This is a genomic window from Pseudomonas sp. NPDC088890 (assembly GCF_044900155.1).
GTDB classification, from domain to species: domain Bacteria; phylum Pseudomonadota; class Gammaproteobacteria; order Pseudomonadales; family Pseudomonadaceae; genus Aquipseudomonas; species Aquipseudomonas urmiensis.
The window spans coordinates 251,321-276,354 of sequence record NZ_JBJDNG010000007.1 but is presented as its reverse complement, the minus strand read 5'-3'; the positions used below and the strand labels follow the sequence as shown (position 1 = coordinate 276,354).

The 25,034-nt window shown below is 63.1% G+C and carries 18 protein-coding genes; 8 read left to right on the top strand and 10 right to left on the bottom strand.

The genetic code is table 11. The features are described from left to right. Positions 1 to 95: 95 nt before the first annotated feature. The 10 genes from garD to ACI2JX_RS17100 all read right to left on the bottom strand — a co-directional run bounded on the left by garD (position 96) and on the right by ACI2JX_RS17100 (position 10,942). Positions 96 to 1,649 (bottom strand): galactarate dehydratase, encoded by a 1,554-nt coding sequence (garD, locus tag ACI2JX_RS17145; protein WP_368973508.1) that lies wholly within the window; start codon positions 1,647 to 1,649, stop codon positions 96 to 98. A gap of 75 nt (positions 1,650 to 1,724) precedes the next feature. Beyond that, positions 1,725 to 3,089, bottom strand: a complete 1,365-nt coding sequence (locus ACI2JX_RS17140) for an MFS transporter (protein WP_404690574.1) — start codon at positions 3,087 to 3,089, stop codon at positions 1,725 to 1,727. Positions 3,090 to 3,194: 105 nt separating this feature from the next. Beyond that, positions 3,195 to 4,106 carry a 5-dehydro-4-deoxyglucarate dehydratase gene (gene kdgD, locus ACI2JX_RS17135; RefSeq protein ID WP_404690573.1) on the bottom strand — a complete coding sequence of 304 codons (912 nt, stop codon included), beginning with the start codon at positions 4,104 to 4,106 and terminating at the stop codon, positions 3,195 to 3,197. Between the two features lie 445 nt (positions 4,107 to 4,551). Beyond that, entirely contained in the window at positions 4,552 to 5,364 is an 813-nt protein-coding gene (locus ACI2JX_RS17130; RefSeq protein WP_186557071.1) for a gamma-glutamyl-gamma-aminobutyrate hydrolase family protein, read from the bottom strand. A gap of 353 nt (positions 5,365 to 5,717) precedes the next feature. After that, positions 5,718 to 6,500, bottom strand: a complete 783-nt coding sequence (locus ACI2JX_RS17125; protein WP_404690572.1) for an amino acid ABC transporter ATP-binding protein — start codon at positions 6,498 to 6,500, stop codon at positions 5,718 to 5,720. 23 nt (positions 6,501 to 6,523) lie between these two features. Continuing rightward, on the bottom strand, positions 6,524 to 7,768 hold the full coding sequence (locus ACI2JX_RS17120; protein ID WP_404690571.1) for an FAD-dependent oxidoreductase: 1,245 nt from the start codon (positions 7,766 to 7,768) through the stop codon (positions 6,524 to 6,526). 16 nt (positions 7,769 to 7,784) lie between these two features. After that, a complete protein-coding gene (locus ACI2JX_RS17115) occupies positions 7,785 to 8,495 on the bottom strand; it encodes an ABC transporter permease (protein WP_404690570.1) in 711 nt (236 codons plus the stop codon). Beyond that, positions 8,492 to 9,211: an ABC transporter permease gene (locus tag ACI2JX_RS17110; RefSeq protein ID WP_264232572.1), complete on the bottom strand. Its 720-nt coding sequence runs from the start codon at positions 9,209 to 9,211 to the stop codon at positions 8,492 to 8,494. Before ACI2JX_RS17110 ends, ACI2JX_RS17115 begins: the two co-directional genes overlap by 4 nt. A gap of 79 nt (positions 9,212 to 9,290) precedes the next feature. Then, positions 9,291 to 10,043 (bottom strand): transporter substrate-binding domain-containing protein, encoded by a 753-nt coding sequence (locus tag ACI2JX_RS17105; protein ID WP_264232573.1) that lies wholly within the window; start codon positions 10,041 to 10,043, stop codon positions 9,291 to 9,293. 26 nt (positions 10,044 to 10,069) lie between these two features. Next, complete coding sequence (locus ACI2JX_RS17100) at positions 10,070 to 10,942, bottom strand: MurR/RpiR family transcriptional regulator (protein WP_186557077.1); 873 nt, start codon at positions 10,940 to 10,942, stop codon at positions 10,070 to 10,072. 156 nt (positions 10,943 to 11,098) lie between these two features. Here ACI2JX_RS17100 and ACI2JX_RS17095 point away from each other — a divergent pair, with 156 nt between their 5' ends. From ACI2JX_RS17095 to ACI2JX_RS17060, 8 genes are all read left to right on the top strand, one after another. Continuing rightward, the gene (locus tag ACI2JX_RS17095) at positions 11,099 to 12,124 is read left to right on the top strand and encodes an Ldh family oxidoreductase (protein ID WP_186557078.1); all 1,026 of its coding nucleotides are present in this window, start codon (positions 11,099 to 11,101) and stop codon (positions 12,122 to 12,124) included. Between the two features lie 176 nt (positions 12,125 to 12,300). After that, entirely contained in the window at positions 12,301 to 13,500 is a 1,200-nt protein-coding gene (locus ACI2JX_RS17090; protein WP_264232574.1) for an amino acid aminotransferase, read from the top strand. A gap of 252 nt (positions 13,501 to 13,752) precedes the next feature. Continuing rightward, positions 13,753 to 15,042: a serine/threonine transporter gene (locus tag ACI2JX_RS17085; RefSeq protein WP_404690569.1), complete on the top strand. Its 1,290-nt coding sequence runs from the start codon at positions 13,753 to 13,755 to the stop codon at positions 15,040 to 15,042. Positions 15,043 to 15,174: 132 nt separating this feature from the next. Next, positions 15,175 to 15,675 carry a thiol peroxidase gene (gene tpx, locus ACI2JX_RS17080; RefSeq protein ID WP_264232576.1) on the top strand — a complete coding sequence of 167 codons (501 nt, stop codon included), beginning with the start codon at positions 15,175 to 15,177 and terminating at the stop codon, positions 15,673 to 15,675. Positions 15,676 to 15,922: 247 nt separating this feature from the next. After that, the gene (locus ACI2JX_RS17075) at positions 15,923 to 17,191 is read left to right on the top strand and encodes an MdtA/MuxA family multidrug efflux RND transporter periplasmic adaptor subunit (protein WP_264232577.1); all 1,269 of its coding nucleotides are present in this window, start codon (positions 15,923 to 15,925) and stop codon (positions 17,189 to 17,191) included. Continuing rightward, a complete protein-coding gene (locus ACI2JX_RS17070) occupies positions 17,188 to 20,286 on the top strand; it encodes an MdtB/MuxB family multidrug efflux RND transporter permease subunit (RefSeq protein ID WP_404690568.1) in 3,099 nt (1,032 codons plus the stop codon). Before ACI2JX_RS17075 ends, ACI2JX_RS17070 begins: the two co-directional genes overlap by 4 nt. Further along, positions 20,283 to 23,390 (top strand): efflux RND transporter permease subunit, encoded by a 3,108-nt coding sequence (locus tag ACI2JX_RS17065; protein WP_186557088.1) that lies wholly within the window; start codon positions 20,283 to 20,285, stop codon positions 23,388 to 23,390. Before ACI2JX_RS17070 ends, ACI2JX_RS17065 begins: the two co-directional genes overlap by 4 nt. After that, a complete protein-coding gene (locus tag ACI2JX_RS17060; protein ID WP_368972213.1) occupies positions 23,387 to 24,886 on the top strand; it encodes an efflux transporter outer membrane subunit in 1,500 nt (499 codons plus the stop codon). Before ACI2JX_RS17065 ends, ACI2JX_RS17060 begins: the two co-directional genes overlap by 4 nt. The last annotated feature ends 148 nt before the right edge of the window (positions 24,887 to 25,034 follow it).

Below are 25,034 nucleotides of genomic sequence, written 5' to 3'. Positions count from 1 at the left end.
CGAAGCCGGTGCCATCCACCGAGTTGCCTGCTTCGCGCGCAAGCCCGCTCCCACAGGGGGCTGCGGCGATTGGGCATGGGTCGAACGCTGAGCCATCAAGTGATCGGCGCCGGGTTGAACAAGGTGATGTCGTTGTGCAGCCTGTGCTGCTCAGCCCAGGTCTGTTTGCGGCCACTGGCGACGTCCAGGTAATAGTGGAACAGCTCCCAGCCGAGCTCTTCGATGCTCGAACGGCCGCTGGCGATGCGCCCGGCGTCGATGTCGATCAAATCCGGCCAGCGCTGGGCCAGCTCGCTGCGGGTACACACCTTGACCACCGGCGCCATGGCCAGGCCATACGGCGTGCCACGGCCGGTGGTGAATACGTGCAGGTTCATCCCCGCCGCCAGTTGCAAGGTGCCGCAGACAAAATCGCTGGCCGGGGTGGCGCAGAAGATCAGGCCCTTGCGCTCGACTCGCTCGCCAGGGCCGAGCACGCCCTGGATGGCGCCGCTGCCAGACTTGACGATCGAGCCGAGGGATTTCTCGACGATATTGGACAAGCCGCCTTTCTTGTTGCCAGGCGTAGTGTTGGCGCTGCGGTCGGCCGCACCTTGTTGCAGGTAGCGGTCGTACCAGTCCATCTCGCGTATCAGGGCCTGGGCGACGTCCTGGTTTTCGGCGCGCGAGGTGAGCATGTAGATGGCATCGCGCACTTCGGTCACTTCCGAGAACAGCACGGTAGCGCCGGCCCGCACCAGCAGGTCGGCGGCATAGCCCAGTGCTGGGTTGGCGGTAATGCCGGAGAATGCGTCACTGCCCCCGCACTGCATGCCAAGGATCAGCTCGCTGGCCGGCACCGTCTCGCGGCGGCGCTGGTCGAGTTTTTTCAGGCGGGTTTCGGCCAGCTCCATGATCTGCTCGATCATTTCGCTGAAGCCAAGGCTGGCATCCTGCAGGCGATACAGCCACGGCTCGCTGAGGTCCACCGACGGGTCGTTGTCATGCATCACCTGGCCGGCTTGCAGCTTCTCGCAGCCCAGGCTGATCACCAGCGCTTCGCCGCCCAGGTTAGGGTTGCGCGCCAGGTTGCGCACGGTGCGGATCGGAATGTAGGCGTCGCGGGCGTTGATTGCCACGCCGCAGCCATAGCTGTGGGTGAGGGCGACCACGTCATCGACATTGGGGTAGTGCGGCAGTAACTCGGCGCGGATGCGCTTGACCGCGTGCTCCAGCACGCCGGTCACGCACTGCACGGTGGTGGTGATGCCGAGGATATTGCGGGTGCCGACGGTGCCGTCGGCGTTGCGGTAGCCTTCGAAGGTGAAGCCATCGAGAGGCGGCAGGGGCGCGGGGACGGCATCGCAGCGCGGCAGGCTGTCCAATTCCGGCGCCGACGGCATGGCCAGCTGGCTTTCCTGGACCCAACTGCCCTGGCGCAGGTCTTGCAGGGCATAACCGATGATTTGCCCGTAGCGGCGCACCGGCTCGCCTTTGCCGATCAGCACGGTGGCGACCTTGTGGCTTTGCGGCACGGCTTCGACCAGGGTCAGGCCATCGGGAAAGCGGGCGCCTTCGCCCAGGCCGCCGTCATTGACTACCACCACGACGTTATCGTCGTCGTGCAGGCGGACGTAGCGGGGCGAGTCGGAGTGTTCGATCAACTGCATGTTCAGGCCCTACTGGTAGGTTCTCAGGCTTTTGTCCATCCGCCCGCAGCGGTCCCCCGGTGCGGGCGTGTCCACTCAGTGACGCGAGCTTGCCAGTTCGCCATTGGCGGCTGGCTCAGGCTGTGACTGGGGGGCGTCTTCGCGCAGCTCGATACGCTTGATCGGGCCGACGATCACCAGGTAGCTGAACACCGCCACCAAGGCGTTGGCGCCCACATACACCAAGGCCCACTTGAACGAGCCGGTGGCGCTGATGATGTAGCCGATGACGATCGGCGTGGTGATCGAGGCGATGTTGCCGAAGGTGTTGAACAGACCACCGGACAGACCTGCGATCTGCTTGGGTGAGGTATCGGCCACCACCGCCCAGCCCAGGGCACCGATGCCCTTGCCGAAGAACGCCAAGGTCATGAAGCCGACCACCATCCATTCCGCCTCGACGTAGTTGCAAAAGACCATGGTGGTCGACAGCAGCAGGCCGCAGACGATTGGCAGTTTGCGCGAGAAGGTCAGCGAATTGCCGCGGCGCAGCAGCCAGTCCGACAGCACCCCACCCAGCACGCCACCGATGAAGCCGCAGATGGCCGGCAAGGAGGCGATGAAGCCGGCCTTGAGGATGGTCATGCCGCGCTCCTGCACCAGGTATACCGGGAACCAGGTCAGGAAGAAGTAGGTGATGGCATTGATGCAGTACTGGCCCAGGTACACGCCCAGCAGCATGCGGCTGGTCAGCAGTTGCTTGATGTAGCCCCATTTCGGGCCATCGTTGCCGCGTTTCTGGTCCATGTCGACCAGCCCGCCGTTTTGCTCGATGTGCTCAAGCTCGCTCTGGCTGATGCGCGGGTGCTGGCGTGGGTTATAGATGGTCTTCAACCAGACCGCGGAGAACACGATCCCCAGTACGCCCATGACCACGAATACATGTTCCCAGCCGAAGCTGAACACGATCCAACCCATGATTGGCGCGAACAGTGCGGTAGCGAAGTACTGCGCCGAGTTGAAGATTGCCGAGGCGGTCCCGCGTTCGGCCGTCGGGAACCAGGCGGCAACGATGCGCGCGTTGCCGGGGAACGACGGTGCTTCAGCGAAACCAACCAGAAAGCGCAGGGTGAACAGGGTCACCACCGCCCAGGCCACCGGCAGGCCGCCGACAAAACCTTGCAGCAGGGTGAACAGCGACCAGGTGAAGATACTGAACGCGTAGACGTTCTTCGAGCCGAACCGATCGAGCAGCCAGCCACCGGGGATCTGGCCGGCGACGTAGGCCCAGCCAAACGCCGAGAAGATGTAGCCGAGGGTGACGGCATCGATGCCGAGGTCTTTTTGCAGGCTGGAGCCGGCGATGGCGATGGTGGCTCGGTCTGCATAGTTGATCGTGGTCACCAGGAACAGCATGAACAGGATCAGGTAGCGCACATGCGTCTTTTTAGTCGCTTGCATGCTGGGTACTCCCACTAGTTATTTTTGTGCGGGCTAATGAGTTGTAACCGGAGCCAGGCATCGCCTGGCTCCGGTGTGCGGCATTGGCAGGCCGCGGGGTGGGGCTTACTGCGGACCCATCTTGTCCATCAGCGCGGCGAGCATTTCGTACTCTTCGCCAGTCAGGTCGGTCAGTGGCGTGCGTACTGGGCCTGCGTCGTAACCGGCGAGCTTGGCGCCGGCCTTGACGATGCTCACCGCGTAACCGGCTTTGCGGTTGCGGATGTCCAGGTACGGCAGGAAGAAATCGTCGATCAGCTTGGCCACGGTGGCGTGATCGTCACGGGCGATGGCGTTGTAGAAGTCCATCGCGGTCTTGGGCACGAAGTTGAACACCGCCGAGGAATACACCGGTACACCCAGGGCTTTATAGGCGGCAGCATACACCTCAGCGGTCGGCAGACCACCCAGGTAGCTGAAGCGGTCGCCCAGGCGGCGACGAATCGACACCATCAGCTCGATATCGCCCAGGCCATCCTTGTAGCCGATCAGGTTCGGGCAGCGCTCGGCCAGTTGCTCGAGCAGGCCGGCGTTGAGGCGGCAGACGTTGCGGTTGTACACCACCACGCCAATCTTGACCGATTTGCACACCGCTTCGACGTGAGCGGCGACGCCATCCTGGCTGGCCTCGGTGAGGTAGTGCGGCAGGAGCAGCAGGCCTTTGGCGCCAAGCCGTTCGGCTTCCTGGGCGTATTCGATGGCCTGGCGGGTGGAGCCACCGACGCCGGCCAGGATCGGTACCGAGCGCTCGCAGGTATCGACCGCGGTCTTGATCACTTGGCTGTACTCGCTGGCAGCCAGGGAGAAAAACTCACCGGTCCCGCCGGCGGCGAACAGGGCGCTGGCGCCATAGGGGGCGAGCCATTCCAGGCGCTTGATGTAGCCGGCCTGGTTGAAGTCGCCCTGGGCGTTGAAGTCGGTCACCGGGAACGACAGCAGGCCGTGGGAGAGGATGGATTGCAGTTCTTGTGGATTCATTGTTGTTGGCATCCTATGGCGCTTGGGGTGAAGGTGATGTGCTGCGATGAGAGGTAAGTTATCGTACAACATGTGCGATGACTAGTACCTCTACGCAGATTTTTTCAGCGTCGCCAGGAAATGGGCAGGATGTAGTGCCGGCCACTTCGCGGCCAACATGGCTCCCCCATTGATGCTGCAGGGGCCTTAAGAGCTCTGCAGTTGCTGTGGGAGCGGGCTTGCCCGCGAAGAGGCCATGACAGATGACGAGACGGTTGAAACCGAATCCGCAGTACTGGTTACGGCAATCAGTCGTCGTATGACTTAGGAGGGAAAAAAAGATCGCGGGGCAGGCACAAGCCCGCCACCCGCTTCCACGGGAAGTGTTCTGGGACCAGCAGAGGGTGACCGGGGAAATGGGGGCGGCCTTGCGCCGCCCCGCGATCAAAACTAACGAAGCGAGGAGTCAGGCGGCCTGGTGGCGCTTGCTGACTTGGGATTTGCGGACCTGGGCGCGGCAGGCGTCGCCAAAGGCCTGGAACATCTTGATCGAATCTGGGTTTTTCGCCGCTTGCCACTCGGGATGCCATTGCACGGCAAACAGGAACGGCGAGATGCTCGGCGCATGGATCGCTTCGACCAGGCCATCTTCAGCGTGGGCAATCGGCTCCAGGCCCTCACCCAGGTTGCGCAGGCCTTGGCCGTGCAGCGAGTTGACGCGGATTTCGTCGGTACCCAGTGCGTCGCGCAGCCAGCTGCCTGGTTTGATCTTCACGCCATGCACTTGCTGGTACTGGACGTCGACCGGATCTTCCGGGTTTTCCCGATGATCGTTGAAGCCCGCTTCGGCGTAGACCTTCTGGTAGATGTCACCACCCAGGGCCACGTTGATTTCCTGCATGCCGCGGCAGATACCGAAGATCGGCAGGCCGCGGGCAATGGCCAGCTGCACCAGGGGGATGTCGAACAGGTCGCGGTTCTTGTCCTGGGCTTTGCCGGGCGTTTCGTTTTCCTGGCCGTACAGCGCTGGGTCGATGTTGCTGCCGGCGCCAGTCAGGTAGACGCCGTCGGCCATGTCCAGGTAGCTCTCCAAGTCTTCGGTGCCACAGCAAGTGGGTACCAGGACCGGAATGCAGCCTGCGAAGTCGACCAGCGGAGTGATGTATTTGTGGGTCATGACCTGATAGTCATGGCCTTTGCGCTCTTGGCTGCCCATGGTCATCAGGACGACGGGCTTGCGCAGGGAAGGTTGCTTGTTGCCAATGTTGCTGTTGGACATATGTCACCTTGGGACAGGTGCTTCCTGTCGTTGTTGTGCAGGCGCACGGCCTTGGCCTTGTGTACGACCTGGGGCCCCGAGCACTGCCGGCTCGCAGAGGGAGACGATGCCGGTCGGGGCTTACTCATAGCTTGCCAGAGCCGTTCGATATGTCAAACGAGTGGCGCGCGGTTTGGCGCCGGTTTTCGGGGGGTGTAGAGCAGCGCGGCCTTGGCTGGCAAGGGTTTGGCAGGGTTTCTGGTAAATATATTTAACGATGCAGTTGGATCATTGCAGCGCTGCAATGATCGGGGGCAAGCCGCTGCGTTCGCGTGGGAGCGGGCTTGCCCCGCGATAGGGCCATACTGCCTAGCTCAATGCAGGATCTGCTTCAAGAACGCCTGCGCCCGCGCCGTACGCGGCTGCCCGAAGAACACCTGCGGCGGGCTGTCCTCGATGATCTGCCCACCCTCCAAAAACAGCACGCGTTCGGCCACCTGCCGGGCAAAGCCCATCTCATGGGTGACGCAGAGCATGGTCATGCCGGTATCGGCCAGTTTCACCAGCACATCCAGCACCTCGGCGACCATCTCCGGGTCCAGCGCCGAGGTTGGCTCATCGAACAGCATGATCCGCGGCTTCATGCACAAGGCGCGGGCGATGGCCACGCGCTGCTGCTGGCCACCGGAGAGCTGGCTCGGATATTTATGTGCCTGGCTCTCGATCCCGACTTTGCTCAGGTACATCCGCGCACGCTCCTCGGCGTCCTTGCGCGACAGCCCACGCACACTGGTGGGAGCGAGCAGGCAATTGTCCAGCACGCTCATGTGTGGGAACAGATTGAAGTGCTGGAACACCATGCCGATTTCGCTGCGTATCTGGGCGGCTTCGCGGCGGCTACTGGCCAGATCGATCCCGGCAACCTGGATAGTGCCTTGTTCAGCAATTTCCAGGCGATTGATACAGCGAATCAAGGTCGACTTGCCCGACCCTGAGGGGCCACAGAGCACGATCCGCTCGCCTTCGCGGACCTGCAGGTTGATATCACGCAGGACATGGAAGGCGCCGTAGTGTTTGTTCAGGCCTTCGATGTCGATCAGCACCGGCCGCGAGTCGGCTTCGGGGGCAAGGCTGGCAAGGCTTAGAGGGGCGGTCATGTTGTTGTTCTCCCGCTGGGGTTCTAGTCGAAGCGTGCGGCGCTGTAAGGCGCAGGATCAGTAAACGGCTGTTCGCCGGTGAGCATTTCGGCCAGCAAGCGCCCGGTGACCGGGCCTAGGGTCAGGCCATGGTGGGCATGCCCGAAGTTGAACCACAAACCTTTGTGCCTGGGGGCTGGGCCAATCACCGGGCGCATGTCCGGCATGCACGGGCGCCGGCCCAGCCAGGGCTGGTCGTCCAGGCGCTCACCAAGCGCCGGGAACAGCTTGCGGGCCAAGGCTTCGCAGCGCTGCAGCTGGATTTCGTTGGCCGGCGCATCGCTGGCGGCGAACTCGATGCCGGTGGTCAGGCGCAGGCCACGGGCCATCGGCGCCAGCACGTAGCCGCCTTGGGTGTCGCAGATCGAATGCTGCAATTGGGCATCGCCACGGGTGGCGTAGTGCATGTGATAGCCACGCTTGATGCCCAGCGGGAAGCGATAGCCCAGTGGTGCGTACAGCTCGGCCGATTGCGGCCCGAGGCAGGCGACCACCTCGTCGGCGCTCAGCGTTCCGCGCTGGCTGTCGACCCGCCATTTGCCATCCACCTGGCGCAGGCTACTGGCATCCCCGTGCAGGAACTGCCCGCCACGCTGGACGAACAGTGCGGCATAGCCACGGGTCAGACCACCGGGGTTGCTGACGGTTTTCGGGTCGAGCCAGTGGATGCCGCCAACGACATCGCCTTGCAATTGCTGCTCGCGTGCTTGCAGCTGCTCGCGCTCCAGAAATTCATAGTGCAGGCCATAACGGGCCAGGCCCTTGACCTCTTGTTTGGCCTGGGCGAACAGGGCTGGGTTGCGGAACACCTCTATCCAGCCTTTGGCCTTGACCAGTGCGGCCAGCCCGGCGGCCTCGATCAGCGCGTCGTGCTCCTCGACGCTGCGCTGCACCAACGGCAGCATGTCGGCCGCCGCCGCAGCCAGGCGGCCAGGCGCCGATTGTTGCCAGTAGCGCAGCAGCCAGGGCGCCGCCTTGGGCAAGTGCAGCGGGCTGTAGCGCACATCTGGCTGGCGGTTCAGGCCATAGCGCAGCAGCGCGCCAAGGTTGCGCGGGAACGCATAGGGAATGACGCTGGAGCGCTCGATCAGCCCGGCGTTGCCATGGCTGGTGCCGCTGCCCGGCTCGTCGCGGTCGATCAGGATCACCTGACGGCCACGCGCTTGCAGGTGCAGCGCAGTGCTGACGCCGACGATACCGGCGCCCAGGACAAGGGTTTGGCAATGCATGGAGCGTATCCTTCGGTCAGTTCAGGTGGCGGCCCAGGCGGGCTTCCAGGTGTTTCAGGGTGCGCCGGACGATTTCCACGATCAGCAGATAGAGCACCGCTGCCCACAGGTAGATCTGGAAGTCGAAACTGCGCGAGAAGGCCAGCTTGGTCACGCCCATCAAGTCATAGATGGTCACCAGCGAGGCGATGGCGCTGGCCTTGATCATGAGGATCAGCTCGTTACCCAAGGGGCCGATGGCCACCAACAACGACTGCGGCATGATCACCTTGAAGAACGTGGTCGAGCGCTTGAGGTTCAGCGCGCGCGCCGCTTCGTACTGCCCCGGGGCGATGGCCAGCAGGCTGCCGCGGAAAATCTCTGCCTGGTAGGCGGCAGTGTTCAGGGTGAAGGCGAGCACGGCGCAGTACCAGGCCTCGCGGAAGAACCACCATAGCCCCAAGTCTTGCCAGAAGCCTTTGAGCGAGCCGAGGCCGTAGTACAGCAAAAACAGCTGGGCCAGCAGTGGCGAGCCACGGAAGAAATAGATGTACCCCGCAGCCAGGCGGTTGAGCAGCGGCTGCTTGGACATCCGCGCCAGCGCCAGCAGCAGGCCCAGTAGCGCCCCGAGGGTAAACGAGATCGCCACCAGCTTGGCGGTCACCAGCAGGCCATCGAGAAAGCGCGGTCCGTAGCGCTCCAGCAGTTCGGGGTCGAGCACCAGCCCCAGCAGTTGTTCGACAGTCATGCCCGTGCTCCTTGCAGGTGACGGTTGCAGCGCCGCTCGATGAAGGCAAACACCCGGCCCGACAGCGCCGAGAACAGCAGGTAGCCCAGGCAGGCCACGCCATAGAAGAACATCGGCTCCTTGGTCACGCTGACTGCCAGGTTGGTCTGGCGCATCAGATCGACCAGGGAGATGGTCGACACCAGCGAAGTGTCCTTGAGCAGCGACAACCAGTTGTTGGACAGGCCGGGCAGGGCGATGCGGGTCAATTGCGGCAACACCACTTTGAAGAACCCGGTGCGCTTGCTCAGGCCTAGTGCCGAGCAGGCTTCAAGCTGGCCCTTGGGCAGGGTCTTGAAGGCGGCCAGCCAGATTTCGCTGGAGAAGGCGGCGAATACCAGGCTGAAGGCGATCATCGCCGCGAGGAAGGTATTGATCAGCACCTCGCCTTGATAGCCCATGGCGGCGAGGATCTTCTGCGCAGCGATCTGGCAGCCGTAATAGATGATCAGCAGGGTCAGCAGCTCCGGCAGGCCGCGGAACACCGTGGAAAAAGTGGTTGCCCAGGCCCGTGGCAGGCGTTTGCGCGAGCGTGCGGCCAGGGCCACAGCCAGGCCGAGGGGCAGGCCAATTGGTAGGCAAGCCAAGGCCAGCGACACGGTCACCAGGGCGCCGGCGAGCAGCGCCTGGCCCCAGCCACCGCTGGCGAAAGACAGCAAGGACAGTTGATCGAACATGGGCGTTTCCCCACTTGCAATAAACGCATGCGAACTTGCGTGGAGGGGGCACGCCCACTCCACGCAAATGTCCAGGTGATCAGTTGTAGATGTCGAACTCGAAATACTTGCTGGCGATCTTCTGATAAGTGCCATTGGCGACGATCTCGCCTAGGGCCTTGTTAAGTCGCTCGCGCAAGGCGTCGTCGTCCTTGCGCACGGCGATGGCGGCATCGGCCTTGGTCTTGCTGACATCGCCGAGGATCTTGCAGCAGTCCTGGCCATTCTTTTTCTGCCAGTCGAGCAGGGGGAATTTGTCGGCGATGACGCCGTCCAGGCGTCCGGCAGCGAGGTCGGCGTTGGCCTCATCCATGGTCGGGTAGAGCTTCACATCGGCGCCGGCCTTGGCGTACACGTCCTCGGCGTAGATCGCCTGGGTCGAGGACGACTGCGCGCCAACGGTGTAGCCCTTGAAGTCGGTCTGGGCGTCGCTGATGGGGCTGTCCTTGGCTACCGCGACGGTCAGCGGGGTGCGGTAATAGTGGTTGGTGAAAGCGATCTTCTTGCGCCGCTCCTCGGTGTCGATCATCGAGGCGACCACGGCATCGTATTTGCGCGCCATCAGCGCCGGAATGATGCCTTCCCAGTCTTGCGCGACCAGGGTGCACTCGACTTTCATCTGCTCGCACAGGGCGTGGGTGATATCGATATCGAAGCCGTGCAGCTTGTTGTCGGCATCGACATAGTTGAACGGCGGATAAGCGCCTTCAGTGGCGAAACGCAGGGTCTCGGCGCTGGCAGTCCCTGCCAGCAGCAGGGCGCACGCACCCACCATAGCCATGGTCTTGTTCATCTTGCACCTCTAGGGTTGCTCGCTTGCTATTGTTGTTTTCCCGCCGGCCACGAGGTGTAGCCGACGAACTCGTTATGTAGAGCGGCAGTCGCTTCCAAGCGCTTTTCAACATCAGGCCCGAGTTTCTTGCAGACCTCGTTGACCATCAGGTGCACCCACGACAGCATCGCCGAGGTGGATTCCCAAAACAGATTGAACTCGGTGGGGATGCGAAATACCTCATCGGCATTGGCATCGGCCCAGTCACAGAAAGTGTCGGTCACCAGGGTGACCGGAATGCCCGCCTGGCGTGCCTTCTGGCACAGCATCAGGGCGTGGCGTGAATAGCGGCGCGCCTCGAATACCACCAGCGCACTGTGGTCTGGGCGGCCAAGCAGGACCTCGCCAAAGTGCCCGGCGCTGCCGTCGACCACCTGCACGCCATCGCGCAGGTAGTGCAGCAGGTGGGTCATGCATTGGGCGACGCCGCGCTCGGTCTGAAACCCGGCGATGAACACCCGCGGCCGTTGTGCCAGGCGCTGGGCAACCTGGTGCCAGGCCTCGGTGCGGCTGTACTCATGCACCCGCACCAGGGCGGCGATTTCCAGCTCCAGGCTGCCGCTGCTTTGACTGTCGTCGTGCTTCTGGCGATATTCTTGCAAACGGTCACCCACCAGCCATGGGCCATCGCCCAGGTCGCTTTGCAGGTCTTGCTTGAGCGCTTTCAAGTGGGCATAGCCGAGCGAGCGGCAGAAGCGACCAACGCTGGATTCGCTGACACCAAGCTTCTCGGCGATGCTCGCCGAAGTCTGGAACGGCAGTTCGTGCAGGTTGCCGAGCATGTAGCTGGCGATCTTGCGGCCCGAGGCGGCAGCACTGTGCAGGCTGTGCTCCAGGCGTTGCTTGATCGATTGGCTCATGACGTGCTCCGGGCTGGGTGAGGCGTGAAATAGAAAATGGATCTTTTCTGTCACCAAGTCAACATTTGACAGATAGCTGTCACATGCATGAAAGTTTTTGTCATTGCCAACGCTGTTGCCATTGCGTTTCCAATAATTCCAAGAAAGGAGCTTCAGATGTCCGCACCCTCCACCAGCGCTGTCGTGCGCGTGCCGTTTGCCCAATTGCAGGCGTTGCTGCAAGCGATCCTCGAGCGCCATGGCTGCAGCCAGCAAGTCGCCAGTGCGCTGGCGTTCAACTGCGCCAGTGCCCAGCGTGACGGCGCCCATAGCCATGGCGTATTCCGCATTCCCGGCTACGTCTCGACCCTGGCCAGTGGCTGGGTCAACGGCAAGGCCGTCGCGCAGGTCAGTGATGTGGCGTCGGGGTATGTCCGGGTCGATGCCGGTGGTGGCTTTGCCCAGCCTGCCCTGGCTGCGGCGCGCGCGCTGCTGGTCGAGAAGGCGCGCAGCGCCGGGATTGCCGTGCTGGCGATTCACAACTCGCACCATTTCGCGGCCCTTTGGCCGGATGTCGAGCCGTTCGCCGATGAGGGCTTGGTGGCGCTCAGCGTGGTCAACAGCATGACCTGCGTGGTGCCCCATGGCGCCAGCAAACCGCTGTTCGGCACCAACCCGATTGCCTTCGCTGCCCCGTGCGCCGGGACTGACCCGATCGTCTTCGACATGGCTACCAGCGCCATGGCCCATGGCGATGTGCAGATCGCGGCGCGCGCCGGTCAGCAACTGCCGCTGGGCATGGGGGTGGATGCCAATGGCCAGCCGACCACTGACCCCAAGGCGATTCTTGAAGGTGGCGCGCTATTGCCGTTTGGCGAGCACAAGGGCTCGGCGCTGTCGATGATGGTCGAGCTGCTGGCAGCGGCATTGACCGGCGGCAACTTCTCCTGGGAGTTCGATTGGAACGGTCATCCGGGGGCGAAGACGCCTTGGACTGGGCAGCTGATCATCGTCATTGACCCAAGTAAGGCCGAGGGTGATCGCTTTGCCCAGCGCAGCCGCGAGCTGGTTGCGCAGATGCAGGCGGTGGGGTTGACGCGCATGCCGGGTGAGCGGCGTTATCGCGAGCGCGAGGTGGCTGAGCGTGAAGGGGTGGCGTTGACCGAGCAGGAGTTGCACGAGCTTGAGGCAATGGCTGGCTGAACTGGCGCTATCGCGGGGCAAGCCCGCTCCTACTAGTAGTCCTGCAAGGGACACACCTGGCGGGTCGTGCAGCCTTGCACTGACTCTGTTGCACCAAGGTGATGTTCCTTGGGCGCAACTGCGGGTATCCTCGCTCAAGCATTTCCGAACTGTCCTGATTCAAGGAGCTGTGCGCTGTGTTCAAACATGTCGATGCCTATGCCGGCGATCCGATCCTCTCGTTGATGGAAACCTTCAAGGCCGACCCGCGTGCCGACAAGGTCAACCTGAGTATCGGCCTGTACTACGATGAGGCCGGCGTCGTGCCGCAGCTGGCGGCCGTGGCCGAGGTGGAAAAGCGCCTGGCCGGTCAGCCCCATGAAGCTTCGCTGTACCTGCCGATGGAAGGCCTGGCCAGCTACCGCCAAGCGATCCAGGCACTGCTGTTCGGTAGCGATCATCCGGCCGTCACTGGCGGGCGGGTGGCCACCGTGCAGACAGTCGGTGGTTCTGGTGCGCTGAAAGTCGGCGCCGACTTCCTCAAGCGCTACTTCCCGCAGTCCGAAGTCTGGGTGAGCAATCCGACCTGGGACAACCACCGGGCCATCTTCGAAGGTGCAGGTTTCAAGGTCAACACCTACCCGTACTTCGATGCGAGCACCCGTGGGGTGGACTTTGCCGGCATGCTGGCAACCCTGCAGACCTTGGCGCCAAACAGCGTGGTGCTGCTGCACCCGTGCTGCCACAACCCGACCGGTGTCGACCTGGACCAGAGCCAATGGCAGCAAGTGGTCGAAGTGGTCAAGGCGCGTGAGCTGATCCCGTTCCTCGATATCGCCTATCAAGGCTTTGGCGAAGGCCTGGTTGAAGACGCCTACGCCATTCGCGAAATGGCCCGTGCCGGTGTGCCGTGCCTGGTCAGCAACTCGTTCTCGAAAATCTTCTCGCTGTATGGCGAACGGGTAGGGGGCCTGTCGGTGGTCTGTGATGACCAGGCGACCGCGCAGAGCGTGTTGGGTCAGCTCAAGGCCACTGTGCGCCGCAACTACTCCAGCCCACCGGCATTTGGTGCGCAGTTGGTAGCAGGCGTACTGGGCGATGCCGGGCTCAATGCCCAGTGGGCGGCGGAAGTCGAAGTGATGCGCAAGCGTATCCTGCAAATGCGCCAGGGCCTCGTCGATCTGCTCGGCGAGCTGTTGCCAGGTCAGGACTTCCAGTTCTTCCTCGAGCAGCGTGGCATGTTCAGCTACACCGGCTTCAACGTCGAGCAAGTGCGCCGTCTGCGCGACGAGTTCGGCGTTTACCTGATTGACAGCGGCCGGGTCTGCATGTCGGGGCTGCGCCCAGACAACCTGCGCCGTGTTGCCGAGGCGTTCGCCGCGGTTCAGCAAGGTTGATAGGATTGCGTTCTGGTCGGTAGCCGAGTGCTGTCGGCCAGATCGTTATCGCGGGGCAAGCCCGCTCCCACACCCATGACACTGCAGATCCCCCATTCGTACACGTAAAAGGTGCAACCGTCCCTCGGGCGGGGCTTCGCAAGTGCAACCTTTCAGTGCACAATCGCGCCCCTCTTTTCGGTTGAGGTGTGCGATCCCTCTGTTTCGCCACTCTCAGCCTGTTGCAGTCTTGCGAGTGGAGTTGCACCCGGAATGAATGAGCAGGCCCAAGGCGTTGAACAACGCTTCGAACAATCGTCCCCCGCCGTCCTCGACAGCTGGTCGCGTCAAGACACTACCTGGATGCTGGGCCTGTTTGGCACGGCTATCGGCGCCGGAACCCTGTTCCTGCCGATCAACGCAGGCCTGGGCGGCTTCTGGCCGCTGCTGATCCTCGCTATCCTCGCATTCCCCATGACTTACTACGCTCACCGCGGCCTGACCCGCTTTGTCCTGTCCGGGCGCAGCGGCGACATCACCGAGGTGGTCGAAGAGCATTTCGGCATCAAGGCCGGTGCACTGATCACCATCCTGTACTTCTTTGCCATCTTCCCGATCCTGCTGATCTACAGCGTGGCGTTGACCAACACGGTCACCAGCTTCATGCAGCACCAGCTGCACATGACCCCGCCACCGCGCGCGCTGCTGTCGTTCGTGTTGATCCTGGGCCTGCTGGCGATCGTGCGCTGCGGCGAGCAGGCCACGGTCAAGGTCATGAGCCTGCTGGTCTACCCGTTCATCGTTGCCCTGGCGCTGCTGGCGCTGTACCTGGTGCCGCACTGGAGTGGCGGCATCCTCGACACCGCCATGCAGGTGCCGTCTGGCTCGGCCTTCCTGCACACCGTGTGGCTGGCGATTCCGGTGATGGTGTTCTCCTTCAACCACTCGCCGATCATCTCGGCGTTCGCCGTCGACCAGAAACGTCGCTATGGCGAGCATGCCGATCAGCGCAGCGGGCAGATCTTGTCGCGCGCCCACCTGCTGATGGTGGCCATGGTGCTGTTCTTCGTGTTCAGCTGCGTACTGACCCTGGACAGCGCTCAACTGGCTGAAGCCAAGGCGCAGAACCTGTCGATCCTGTCGTACCTGGCCAACCATTTCAGCAATCCGACCATCGCCTTTGCCGCGCCATTGATTGCCTTCATTGCCATCGCCAAGTCGTTCCTGGGCCACTACATTGGCGCCAGCGAAGGCCTTAAAGGCATCATCACCAAGGCCGGCCTGCGTCCAGGCGCCAAGGCCCTGGACCGCATGGTCGCCGCGCTGATGCTGGTGGTGTGCTGGATCGTCGCCACGCTCAACCCGAGCATCCTGGGCATGATCGAATCGCTCGGCGGGCCGATCATCGCCGTGCTGCTGTTCCTGATGCCGATGTACGCCATCCGCAAAGTGCCGTCGATGCGCAAGTACAGTGGCGCGATGTCCAATGTGTTCGTGGTGGTGGTGGGTCTGGTCGCCATTACCTCGGTGGTCTACTCGCTGGTAGACAGCCTTCTGGGCTGATCGCGTTATTGTTGTAAGAAATGTCCGGGTCGGCTGTCGCCACCCGGACATTTTTATGTGCGGCCATAGGCTTGGGCGCAGCTTCATGCTTAACTCAGTGTCCTTTCCAAACCCCGTATAAGGATTACGCTCATGGCTCAAGTGACCCTCAAAGGCAACCCAGTTCAGGTCAAAGGTGTCCTGCCGAAGGCTGGCGCCCAGGCTCCGGCCTTTTCGCTGGTTGGTGCAGACCTGTCTGACCAGTCGCTGAAGGACTTCGCCGGCAAGCGCAAGGTGCTGAACATCTTCCCAAGCGTCGATACCCCAACCTGCGCTACCTCGGTACGCAAGTTCAACGCCCAGGCCAATGACCTGGCCAACACCGTGGTGCTGTGCGTGTCGGCTGACCTGCCGTTCGCCCAAGCGCGTTTCTGCGGTGCCGAAGGCCTGGAAAACGTCAAGAACCTGTCGACCCTGCGTGGTCGTGAGTTCCTCGAGAACTACGGCGTGGCCATTGCTGACGGCCCGCTGGCTGGCCTGGCTGCCCGCGCGGTCGTAGTGCTGGACGAGAACGACAAAGTCCTGCATAGCGAGCTGGTTGGCGAGATCGCTGAAGAGCCGAACTACGAGGCAGCGCTGGCTGTCCTGAAGTAATCGCGGATCTGAATGGCGACTTAGCCCCTGTAGGAGCTGGCTTGCCTGCGATGGGCCGCACAGCGGCCCCAACAGCAACACCCTGAAACGGCCTGGAACGATTTCCAGGCCGTTTTCATTTAAAGTTCATCGTTTTAGCAACGTCAGCCAAAGGTAAATGCCTGGTAAAGCCGCTTTGCTAAACCGGTCTCAATGCTTATCGTTCACCCTCCCACGTCGCCGTTTCCGAACAAGGTTCGTTCAACCCATGCAAGCTTCCGTCTCCCGCTCCCCTCGTCGCTGGCTCATCGGCCTGCTGATCCTGCTACTGGTGGCCTTGCTGGCCTGGTGGCTGTGGCCCGCTGCGTCGACCTCCAAGGAACCGGCCGGGCGCATGGGGAAAAATGGCCGCCCAGGCTTTGGTGGCTCGACCGAGGCGGTGCCGGTGCGAGTCGAACCGGTGCAGGTCGGCGACTTCCCGCTGTATTACAAGGCGTTGGGCACGGTCACGGCGAACAACACGGTCAATGTGCGCAGCCGCGTTGCCGGTGAGCTGGTCAAGATCCACTTCAAGGAAGGTCAGCAGGTCAAGGCTGGCGATCTGCTCGCCGAGATCGATCCGCGCAGCTACCGCATCGCCTTGCAGCAGGCCGAAGGCACGCTGGCGCAAAACCAGGCGCAGTTGAAAAACGCCCAGGTCGACGTGGCGCGCTATAAAGGCCTGTACGCTGAAGACAGCATCGCCAAGCAAACCCTGGACACTGCCGAAGCACAGGTGGCGCAGTTCCAGGGCTTGGTCAAGACCAACCAGGCAGCGGTAAGCGATGCCCGACTGAACCTCGAATTCACCCAGATCCGCGCACCGATCAACGGGCGCCTGGGCCTGCGTCAGCTCGACCTGGGCAACCTGGTTGCTGCCAATGACACCACTGCACTGGTGGTCATCACCCAGACCGAGCCGATCAGCGTCGCCTTCACTCTGCCGGAAACCGAGCTGAGCACCGTGCTCGAGCGCTACCGCAGCGGCGCGGCGTTACCCGTCGAGGCCTGGGACCGTGGCGACAGCAAATTGCAGGCCACCGGTGTGCTCGGCAGCCTGGATAACCAGATCGACACCACCACCGGCACCCTCAAGTTCAAGGGCCGCTTCGAAAACAAGGACCAGGCCCTGTTCCCCAATCAGTTCGTCAACGTGCGCCTGCTTGCCGATACCCTCAAACAGGTGGTCTTGGCGCCGGCCGCGGCGATCCAGTTCGGTAACGAAGGCACCTTCGCCTACGTGGTCAACGAACAGAACACGGTCAATGTGCGCAAGCTCAAGGTCGGTGCCAGCGATGGCGAACGCAGTGTAATCCTCGAAGGCCTGGCTGCCGGTGATCGATTGGTGCTGGAAGGCACCGACCGCCTGCGCGAAGGCAGCAAGGTCGAAGTGGTCGAAGACAGCTCGCAAGTGCCGACCACCCCCGGTCAGCATTTGCAAGGCCAGGACGCCAATGGCGCGATCGAGGCCGGTAAGTCGGACAAGGCGGGCGCATGAACCTCTCGCGCCTGTTCATCCTGCGGCCGGTCGCCACCACGCTGAGCATGCTGGCCATCGTCCTGGCCGGCCTGATCGCCTACAAGCTGCTGCCAGTCGCGGCCTTGCCCCAGGTCGACTACCCGACTATTCGGGTCATGACCCTGTATCCCGGTGCCAGTCCGCAGGTGATGACCAGTGCGGTTACCGCGCCCCTCGAGCGCCAGTTCGGCCAGATGCCAGGCCTGACCCAGATGGCTTCGACCAGCTCCGGCGGCGCCTCGGTGCTGACCCTGCGCTTTAGCCTGGACATGAACATGGACGTCGCCGAGCAGCAGGTGCAGGCAGCGATCAACGCCGCCAGCAACCTATTGCCCAGCGACCTGCCGGCCCCCCCGGTGTACAACAAGGTCAACCCGGCCGATACCCCGGTGCTGACCCTGGCCATCTCGTCCAAGACCATGCCGTTGCCCAAGCTCAACGACCTGGTCGATACCCGGGTAGCGCAAAAGCTCGCCCAGATCAGCGGCGTGGGCATGGTCAGCATCGCTGGCGGCCAGCGCCAGGCAGTGCGGATCAAGGTCAACGTCGACGCCCTGGCTGCCAATGGCTTGAACCTGGATGACGTGCGCACCTTGATCGGCGCCTCCAACGTCAACCAGCCCAAGGGCAACTTCGACGGCCCGACCCGGGTGTCGATGCTCGATGCCAACGACCAGCTGCGCTCGCCCGAGGAATACGCCAACCTCATCCTCGCCTACACCAATGGCGCGCCGCTGCGGCTGAAGGACGTCGCCGAAATCGTCGATGGTGCCGAAAACGAGCGCCTGGCGGCCTGGGCCAACGAGAACCAGGCGGTGCTGCTCAATATCCAGCGCCAGCCGGGGGCCAACGTCATTGAAGTGGTCGACCGGATCAAGGATCTGCTGCCATCGATCACCGACAACCTACCGGCCGGCCTCGATGTGATGGTACTCACCGACCGCACCCAGACCATCCGCGCCGCCGTTACCGACGTGCAGCACGAGCTGCTGATCGCCATCGTCCTGGTGGTGATGGTGACCTTCGTGTTCCTGCGCCGCTTCAGTGCGACCATCATTCCCTCGATTGCCGTGCCGCTGTCGTTGATCGGCACCTTCGGTGTGATGTACCTGGCGGGCTTTTCCATCAACAACCTGACCCTGATGGCTCTGACCATCGCCACCGGCTTCGTGGTGGACGATGCCATCGTCATGCTGGAGAACATCTCCCGGCACATCGAGGAGGGCGAGACGCCGATGCAGGCGGCGCTCAAGGGCGCGCGGCAGATTGGCTTTACCCTGATCTCGCTGACCTTCTCGCTGATTGCCGTACTGATCCCGCTGCTGTTCATGGCCGACGTGGTCGGCCGGCTGTTCCGTGAGTTCGCCATCACCTTGGCCGTGGCCATCCTGATTTCCCTGGTGGTGTCGCTGACTTTGACCCCGATGATGTGCGCGCGCTTGCTCAAGCGCGAGCCCAAGGAGGTAGAGCAGAGCCGCTTCTACCGTGCCAGCGGCGCGTGGATCGACTGGCTGATCGAGCACTATGGGCGGGGCCTGCAGTGGGTCCTCAAGCACCAGCCGCTGACGTTGCTGGTGGCGGTTGGCAGCCTGGTGTTGACCGTGTTCCTCTACATGATCGTGCCCAAGGGCTTCTTCCCGGTGCAGGACACCGGGGTGATCCAGGGCATCTCCGAAGCGCCGCAATCGACCTCATTCGCCGCCATGAGCGAGCGCCAGCAGGCGCTGAGCAAGGTCATTCTGCAAGACCCTTCGGTGCAGAGCCTGTCCTCGTATATCGGCGTCGATGGTGACAACGCCACGCTCAACAGTGGCCGCCTGCTGATCAACCTCAAGCCCCATGGCGAGCGCGACGTCACTGCCAGCCAGGTGATCGATCGACTGCAACCGCAGGTCGACAAGCTGGTGGGTATTCGCTTGTTCATGCAGCCAGTGCAGGACTTGAGCATCGAAGATCGGGTCAGTCGCACCCAGTACCAGTTCAGCCTGTCCTCCCCAGACGCCGACATGCTCGCGCAGTGGAGCGGCAAGCTGGTCCAGGCCCTGCAGCAGCGCGCCGAGCTGCGCGATGTCGCCAGCGACCTGCAAGACAAGGGCCTACAGGTCTACCTGGTGATCGACCGTGACATGGCCAGCCGCCTGGGCATCAACGTGGCGCAGATCACCAATGCCCTGTACGACGCCTTCGGCCAACGCCAGATTTCCACCATCTATACCCAGGCTAGCCAGTACCGCGTGGTGCTGCAGTCGCAGGCTGCGGCCAGCATCGGCCCAGCGGCGCTGGAGTCGATCCACGTCAAGGCCAGCGACGGTGGCCAGGTGCGCCTCTCGGCCCTGGCGCGTATCGAGCAGCGCCAGGCGCAGCTGGCGATCTCGCACATCGGCCAGTTCCCGGCGGTGATGATGTCGTTCAACCTGGCGCCAGGCGTGGCCTTGGGCGAGGCAGTCCAGGCCATCGAGCAGGTCCAGCAGGACATCGGCATGCCCATTGGCGTACAGACCCGTTTCCAAGGCGCCGCCGAAGCCTTCCAGGCTTCGCTGTCGAGCACCTTGCTGCTGATCCTGGCGGCGGTGGTGACCATGTACATCGTGCTTGGCGTGCTGTACGAGAGCTACATCCATCCGGTAACCATCCTCTCGACCCTGCCGTCGGCAGCGGTCGGCGCCTTGCTGGCGTTGATCCTCAGCGGTAATGACCTGGGCATGATCGCGATCATCGGCATCATCCTGCTGATCGGTATCGTCAAGAAGAACGCCATCATGATGATCGACTTCGCCTTGGAGGCCGAACGCAATCAGGGCATGGCGCCGCAGGAGGCGATCTACCAGGCAGCACTGCTGCGCTTCCGGCCGATCCTGATGACCACCCTGGCCGCGTTGTTTGGCGCGGTGCCGCTGATGCTCGCCACCGGCTCCGGTGCCGAGCTGCGTCAGCCGCTGGGCCTGGTGATGGTCGGCGGGCTGCTGGTCAGCCAGGTGCTGACGCTGTTCACCACGCCGGTCATCTACCTGTACTTCGACCGCCTGGCCCGCCGCTGGCGTCCGGCTGCTGACGCCAAGCAGGCCAAGGCATGAATCTCTCCGGCCCGTTCATCCGCCGGCCAGTGGCGACCATGCTGCTGAGCCTGGCGATCATGCTGCTCGGTGGGGTCAGCTTCGGCTTGCTACCGGTGGCGCCGCTGCCGCAGATGGACTTCCCGGTGATCGTGGTGTCGGCCAACCTGTCGGGCGCAAGCCCCGAGGTCATGGCTTCCACCGTAGCCACGCCACTGGAGCGCAAGCTCGGTGCCATCGCCGGGGTCACCACCCTGACCAGTAGCTCCAACCAGGGCTCGACCCGGGTGATCATCGGTTTCGAGCAAGGCCGTGATATCGATGGCGCGGCACGCGAGGTGCAGGCGGCAATCAACGCGACTCGTAACTTGCTACCCAGCGGCATGCGCAGCATGCCTACCTACAAGAAGATCAACCCATCGCAGGCGCCGATCATGGTCCTGTCGTTGACCTCCGACGTTTTGCAGAAGGGTCAGCTGTATGACCTGGCCGACACCATCCTGTCGCAAAGCCTGGCCCAGGTCAGCGGGGTAGGGGAAGTGCAGATCGGCGGCAGCTCGCTGCCAGCGGTGCGCATCTCGCTGGAGCCACAGCTACTCAACCAATACGCGCTGTCGCTGGATGAAGTGCGCACGGCGGTGGCCAACGCCAACCAGCGCCGGCCGATGGGCTTTGTCGAAGACGCCGAACGCAATTGGCAGGTGCGCGCCAACGACCAGTTGGAGAAAGCCAAGGACTACGCGCCGCTGGTGATTCGCCAGAGCGATGGCTCGATCCTGCGCCTGTCTGATGTGGCGACGATCACCGACAGCGTCGAGAACCGTTACAACAGCGGCTTCTTCAACGACCAGAGCGCGGTGTTGCTGGTGATCAACCGGCAGAACAACGCCAACATCATCGAAACCGTCGAGCAGATCAAGGCGCAGCTGCCGGCCCTGGAATCGCTGCTGCCGGCCAGCGTCAAACTGAACATCGCCATGGACCGCTCGCCGGTGATCAAGGCGACCCTCAAGGAAGCCGAGCACACCTTGTTGATCGCGGTGGTGCTGGTGATCCTGGTGGTGTACCTGTTCCTCGGCAACCTGCGCGCCTCGCTGATCCCAAGCCTAGCGGTGCCGGTGTCGTTGGTCGGCACGTTCGCGGTCATGTACCTGTGCGGGTTTTCCCTGAACAACCTGTCGCTGATGGCGCTGATTCTGGCCACCGGCCTGGTGGTGGACGATGCCATCGTGGTGCTGGAGAACATCTCCCGGCATATCGAGAACGGCGAGCCACCGATGCGCGCGGCGTTCCTCGGCGCCAAGGAAGTGGGCTTCACCCTGCTGTCGATGAACGTCTCGCTGGTTGCGGTGTTCGTCTCGATCCTGTTCATGGGCGGGATCGTGCGTAGCCTGTTCCAGGAGTTTTCCATCACCCTGGCCGCAGCGATCATCGTCTCGCTGGTGGTATCGCTGACCCTCACGCCGATGCTCTGCGCGCGCTGGTTGCGCCCGCACCAGCAGGAGCAGAACCGCTTGCAACGCTGGAGCGACAAGGTTCACCAGCGCATGGTCGCCGGTTACGACCGCAGCCTGGGTTGGGTCTTGCGTCATCGCCGCCTGACCCTGCTCAGCTTGCTGGTGACCATCGGGGTCAACGTCGCCCTGTACGTGGTGGTGCCCAAGACCCTGATGCCGCAGCAAGACACCGGTCAGCTGATGGGCTTCATCCGCGGCGACGACGGGTTGTCGTTCACCGTGATGCAGCCGAAGATGGAGGTCTACCGCCGCGCGCTGCTCGCAGACCCGGCCGTGCAGAGCGTGGCCGGCTTCATTGGTGGCAATAGCGGTACCAACAACGCCATGGTTCTGGTCCGCCTCAAGCCGATTGCCGAGCGCAAGCTCAACGCCCAGCAGGTGATCGAACGCCTGCGCAAGGAAATGCCCAAGGTGCCAGGCGGGCGGCTTTACCTGATGGCCGACCAGGACCTGCAATTGGGCGGCGGCGGGCGCGACCAGACCACCTCGCAGTACCTGTATACCCTGCAAAGTGGTGACCTGGCGGCATTGCGCGAGTGGTTCCCGAAAGTCACCGCGGCCTTGCGCGCACTGCCTGAGTTGACCGCTATCGACGCCCGTGATGGCGCCGGCACCCAGCAAGTGACCCTGGTCGTCGACCGCGATCAGGCCAAGCGCCTGGGCATCGACATGGAAATGGTCACCAGCGTGCTCAACAACGCCTACAGCCAGCGGCAGATCTCGACCATCTACGACAGCCTCAACCAGTACCAGGTCGTGCTGGAGATCAACCCCAAGTATGCCTGGGACCCGAGCACCCTGGAGCAAGTCCAGGTAATCACTGCGGACGGCGCACGTGTACCGCTGTCGGCCTTCGCCCGCTACGAGAACAGTCTGGCCAATGACCGCGTCAGCCACGAGGGCCAGTTCGCCGCCGAAGACATCGCCTTCGACGTTGCCGAAGGCTACAGCCCCGACCAGGCGATGGCCGCGGTGGAGAGGGCAGTGGCCAAGCTCGGCCTGCCCGAGGAAGTGATCGCCAAGCTCGGTGGCACCGCCGATGCCTTTACCAAGACCCAGGAAGGCCAGCCACTGATGATCCTTGGCGCGCTGGTGCTGGTTTACCTGGTGCTGGGCATTCTTTACGAGAGCTACATCCACCCGCTGACCATTCTCTCGACCTTGCCCTCGGCTGGCGTCGGCGCGTTGTTGGCGTTGTACGTCACCGGTGGCGAGTTCAGCCTGATCTCGCTGCTTGGCCTGTTCCTGTTGATCGGTGTGGTGAAAAAGAACGCCATCCTGATGATCGACCTGGCCCTGCAACTGGAGCGTCAGCAAGGCATGAGCCCGGAGGAGTCGATTCGCCGCGCGTGCCTGCTGCGTCTGCGGCCGATCCTGATGACCACCATCGCCGCCATTCTCGGCGCGCTGCCGTTGATGCTCAGCAGCGCCGAAGGTGCCGAGATGCGCCAGCCATTGGGCCTGACCATCATTGGCGGTCTGGTGTTTAGCCAGGTCCTGACCCTATACACAACGCCGGTGGTCTACCTCTACCTCGACCGCCTGCGTCACCGATTCAACCGTTGGCGCGGCGTGCGCACCGACGCCGCTCTGGATACCCCGCTATGAACTTTGCCCAGACCCCACTTCACCGTGCCCTGCAGCAGCTGGGCCGTGGCCGCGGCTCGCGACTGCTCGGCGCCAGCCTGTGCGCACTGATGCTCAGTGCCTGCACCTTGAGCCCCGACTACCAGCGGCCGGAGCTGGCCACGCCTGCGCAATTCAAGCAGGCCGAAGGCTGGACCCAGGCCAATCCCTCCGACGCTATTGCCCGTGGCGCCTGGTGGGAGCTGTATGGCGATGCCGGGCTCAATGCCCTGGTCGAAGAACTCAACCGCAGCAACCAGACCGTTGCCCAGTACGAGGCCCAATACCGCCAGGCGACGGCACTGATTCGCAGCAGCCGCGCTTCGCTGTTCCCCAGCCTCGACCTGTCGGCCGGCAAGACCCGTTCGGCGCAAGGTACTGGCAGTAGCAGCTCAAGCCTGTCGAACAACAGCAGCGGCATCCGCAATACCTACAACGCCCAGCTCGGCGTCAGTTGGGAGATCGACCTGTGGGGTAAGCTGCGCGAGACGCTCAATGCCAACGAAGCCAGCGCGCAAGCCAGCTTTGCCGACTTGGCGGCGATTCGCCTTAGCTTGCAGTCGGAACTGGTGCAGAACTACCTGCAACTGCGCGTCATCGATGAGCAGAAGCGCTTGTTGGAGGCCACCGTGGCTGCCTATGAGCGTTCGCTGAAGATGACCGAGAACCAGTACCGCGCCGGTGTTTCCGGCCCGGATGCGGTGGCCCAGGCGCGCACCCAGCTCAAAAGCACCCAGGCCGACCTGATCGACCTGATCTGGCAGCGCGCGCAGTACGAGAACGCCATTGCCGTGCTGATGGGCAAGGCCCCGGCCGATTTCGCCCTGGCTGACAGCAAGTCGATACCGGCCTTGCCGCAGATTCCCGTTTCGTTGCCCTCGCAGCTCTTGGAACGGCGCCCCGATATCGCCTCGGCGGAGCGCAACGTAATGGCGGCCAACGCCAATATCGGCGTGGCGCGTGCGGCGTACTTCCCAGACTTGAGCCTGAGCATGAGTGGCGGCTATTCGAGCAGTAGCTTCAGCAACTGGATCGAGCTGCCCAACCGCTATTGGTCGGTGGGGCCATCGCTGGCCATGACCTTGTTCGATGCCGGTAAGCGCAGCGCCGAGGTCGATCGCACCGTTGCGGTGTATGACCAGACCGTGGCGCAGTATCGCCAGACCGTGCTCGACGGCTTCAAGGAAGTCGAGAACTACCTGGTCCAGCTCAAGGTCTACGGCGACGAGGCGGTGGTGCGCCAGGAGGCGCTGGACGCTGCCCGTGAGTCGCTGCGCCTGACCGAGAACCAGTATCGCGCTGGGTTGATTGGCTATCTGGATGTGGTCAATGTGCAGACCACTGCCCTGAGTAACGAGCGCAGTGTGCTGACCCTGTTGCAAGGGCGGCTGGTGGCCAGTGTGCAGTTGATTGCTGCGCTGGGTGGTGGCTGGGATGCCGAGCAGGCGTTTGCCGAGGCTGAGCGCGCCCAGGACTGAGAGGTAGCGGTTGCTGGCCCTATCGCGGGGCAAGCCCGCTCCTACGAGGGCATCGCCGGCGCTATCGCGGGGCAAGCCCGCTCCTACGAGGGCATCGCCGGCGCTATCGCGGGGCAAGCCCGCTCCTACGGGGGCATCGCCGGCGCTA

Bases quoted from the DNA above. Each gene is read 5' to 3' on its own strand.
- garD (WP_368973508.1), bottom strand. From the start codon at position 1,649: ATGCAGTTGATCGAACACTCCGACTCGCCCCGCTACGTCCGCCTGCAC.
- ACI2JX_RS17140 (WP_404690574.1), bottom strand. From the start codon at position 3,089: ATGCAAGCGACTAAAAAGACGCATGTGCGCTACCTGATCCTGTTCATG.
- kdgD (WP_404690573.1), bottom strand. From the start codon at position 4,106: ATGAATCCACAAGAACTGCAATCCATCCTCTCCCACGGCCTGCTGTCG.
- ACI2JX_RS17130 (WP_186557071.1), bottom strand. From the start codon at position 5,364: ATGTCCAACAGCAACATTGGCAACAAGCAACCTTCCCTGCGCAAGCCC.
- ACI2JX_RS17125 (WP_404690572.1), bottom strand. From the start codon at position 6,500: ATGACCGCCCCTCTAAGCCTTGCCAGCCTTGCCCCCGAAGCCGACTCG.
- ACI2JX_RS17120 (WP_404690571.1), bottom strand. From the start codon at position 7,768: ATGCATTGCCAAACCCTTGTCCTGGGCGCCGGTATCGTCGGCGTCAGC.
- ACI2JX_RS17115 (WP_404690570.1), bottom strand. From the start codon at position 8,495: ATGACTGTCGAACAACTGCTGGGGCTGGTGCTCGACCCCGAACTGCTG.
- ACI2JX_RS17110 (WP_264232572.1), bottom strand. From the start codon at position 9,211: ATGTTCGATCAACTGTCCTTGCTGTCTTTCGCCAGCGGTGGCTGGGGC.
- ACI2JX_RS17105 (WP_264232573.1), bottom strand. From the start codon at position 10,043: ATGAACAAGACCATGGCTATGGTGGGTGCGTGCGCCCTGCTGCTGGCA.
- ACI2JX_RS17100 (WP_186557077.1), bottom strand. From the start codon at position 10,942: ATGAGCCAATCGATCAAGCAACGCCTGGAGCACAGCCTGCACAGTGCT.
- ACI2JX_RS17095 (WP_186557078.1), top strand. From the start codon at position 11,099: ATGTCCGCACCCTCCACCAGCGCTGTCGTGCGCGTGCCGTTTGCCCAA.
- ACI2JX_RS17085 (WP_404690569.1), top strand. From the start codon at position 13,753: ATGAATGAGCAGGCCCAAGGCGTTGAACAACGCTTCGAACAATCGTCC.
- tpx (WP_264232576.1), top strand. From the start codon at position 15,175: ATGGCTCAAGTGACCCTCAAAGGCAACCCAGTTCAGGTCAAAGGTGTC.
- ACI2JX_RS17075 (WP_264232577.1), top strand. From the start codon at position 15,923: ATGCAAGCTTCCGTCTCCCGCTCCCCTCGTCGCTGGCTCATCGGCCTG.
- ACI2JX_RS17070 (WP_404690568.1), top strand. From the start codon at position 17,188: ATGAACCTCTCGCGCCTGTTCATCCTGCGGCCGGTCGCCACCACGCTG.
- ACI2JX_RS17065 (WP_186557088.1), top strand. From the start codon at position 20,283: ATGAATCTCTCCGGCCCGTTCATCCGCCGGCCAGTGGCGACCATGCTG.
- ACI2JX_RS17060 (WP_368972213.1), top strand. From the start codon at position 23,387: ATGAACTTTGCCCAGACCCCACTTCACCGTGCCCTGCAGCAGCTGGGC.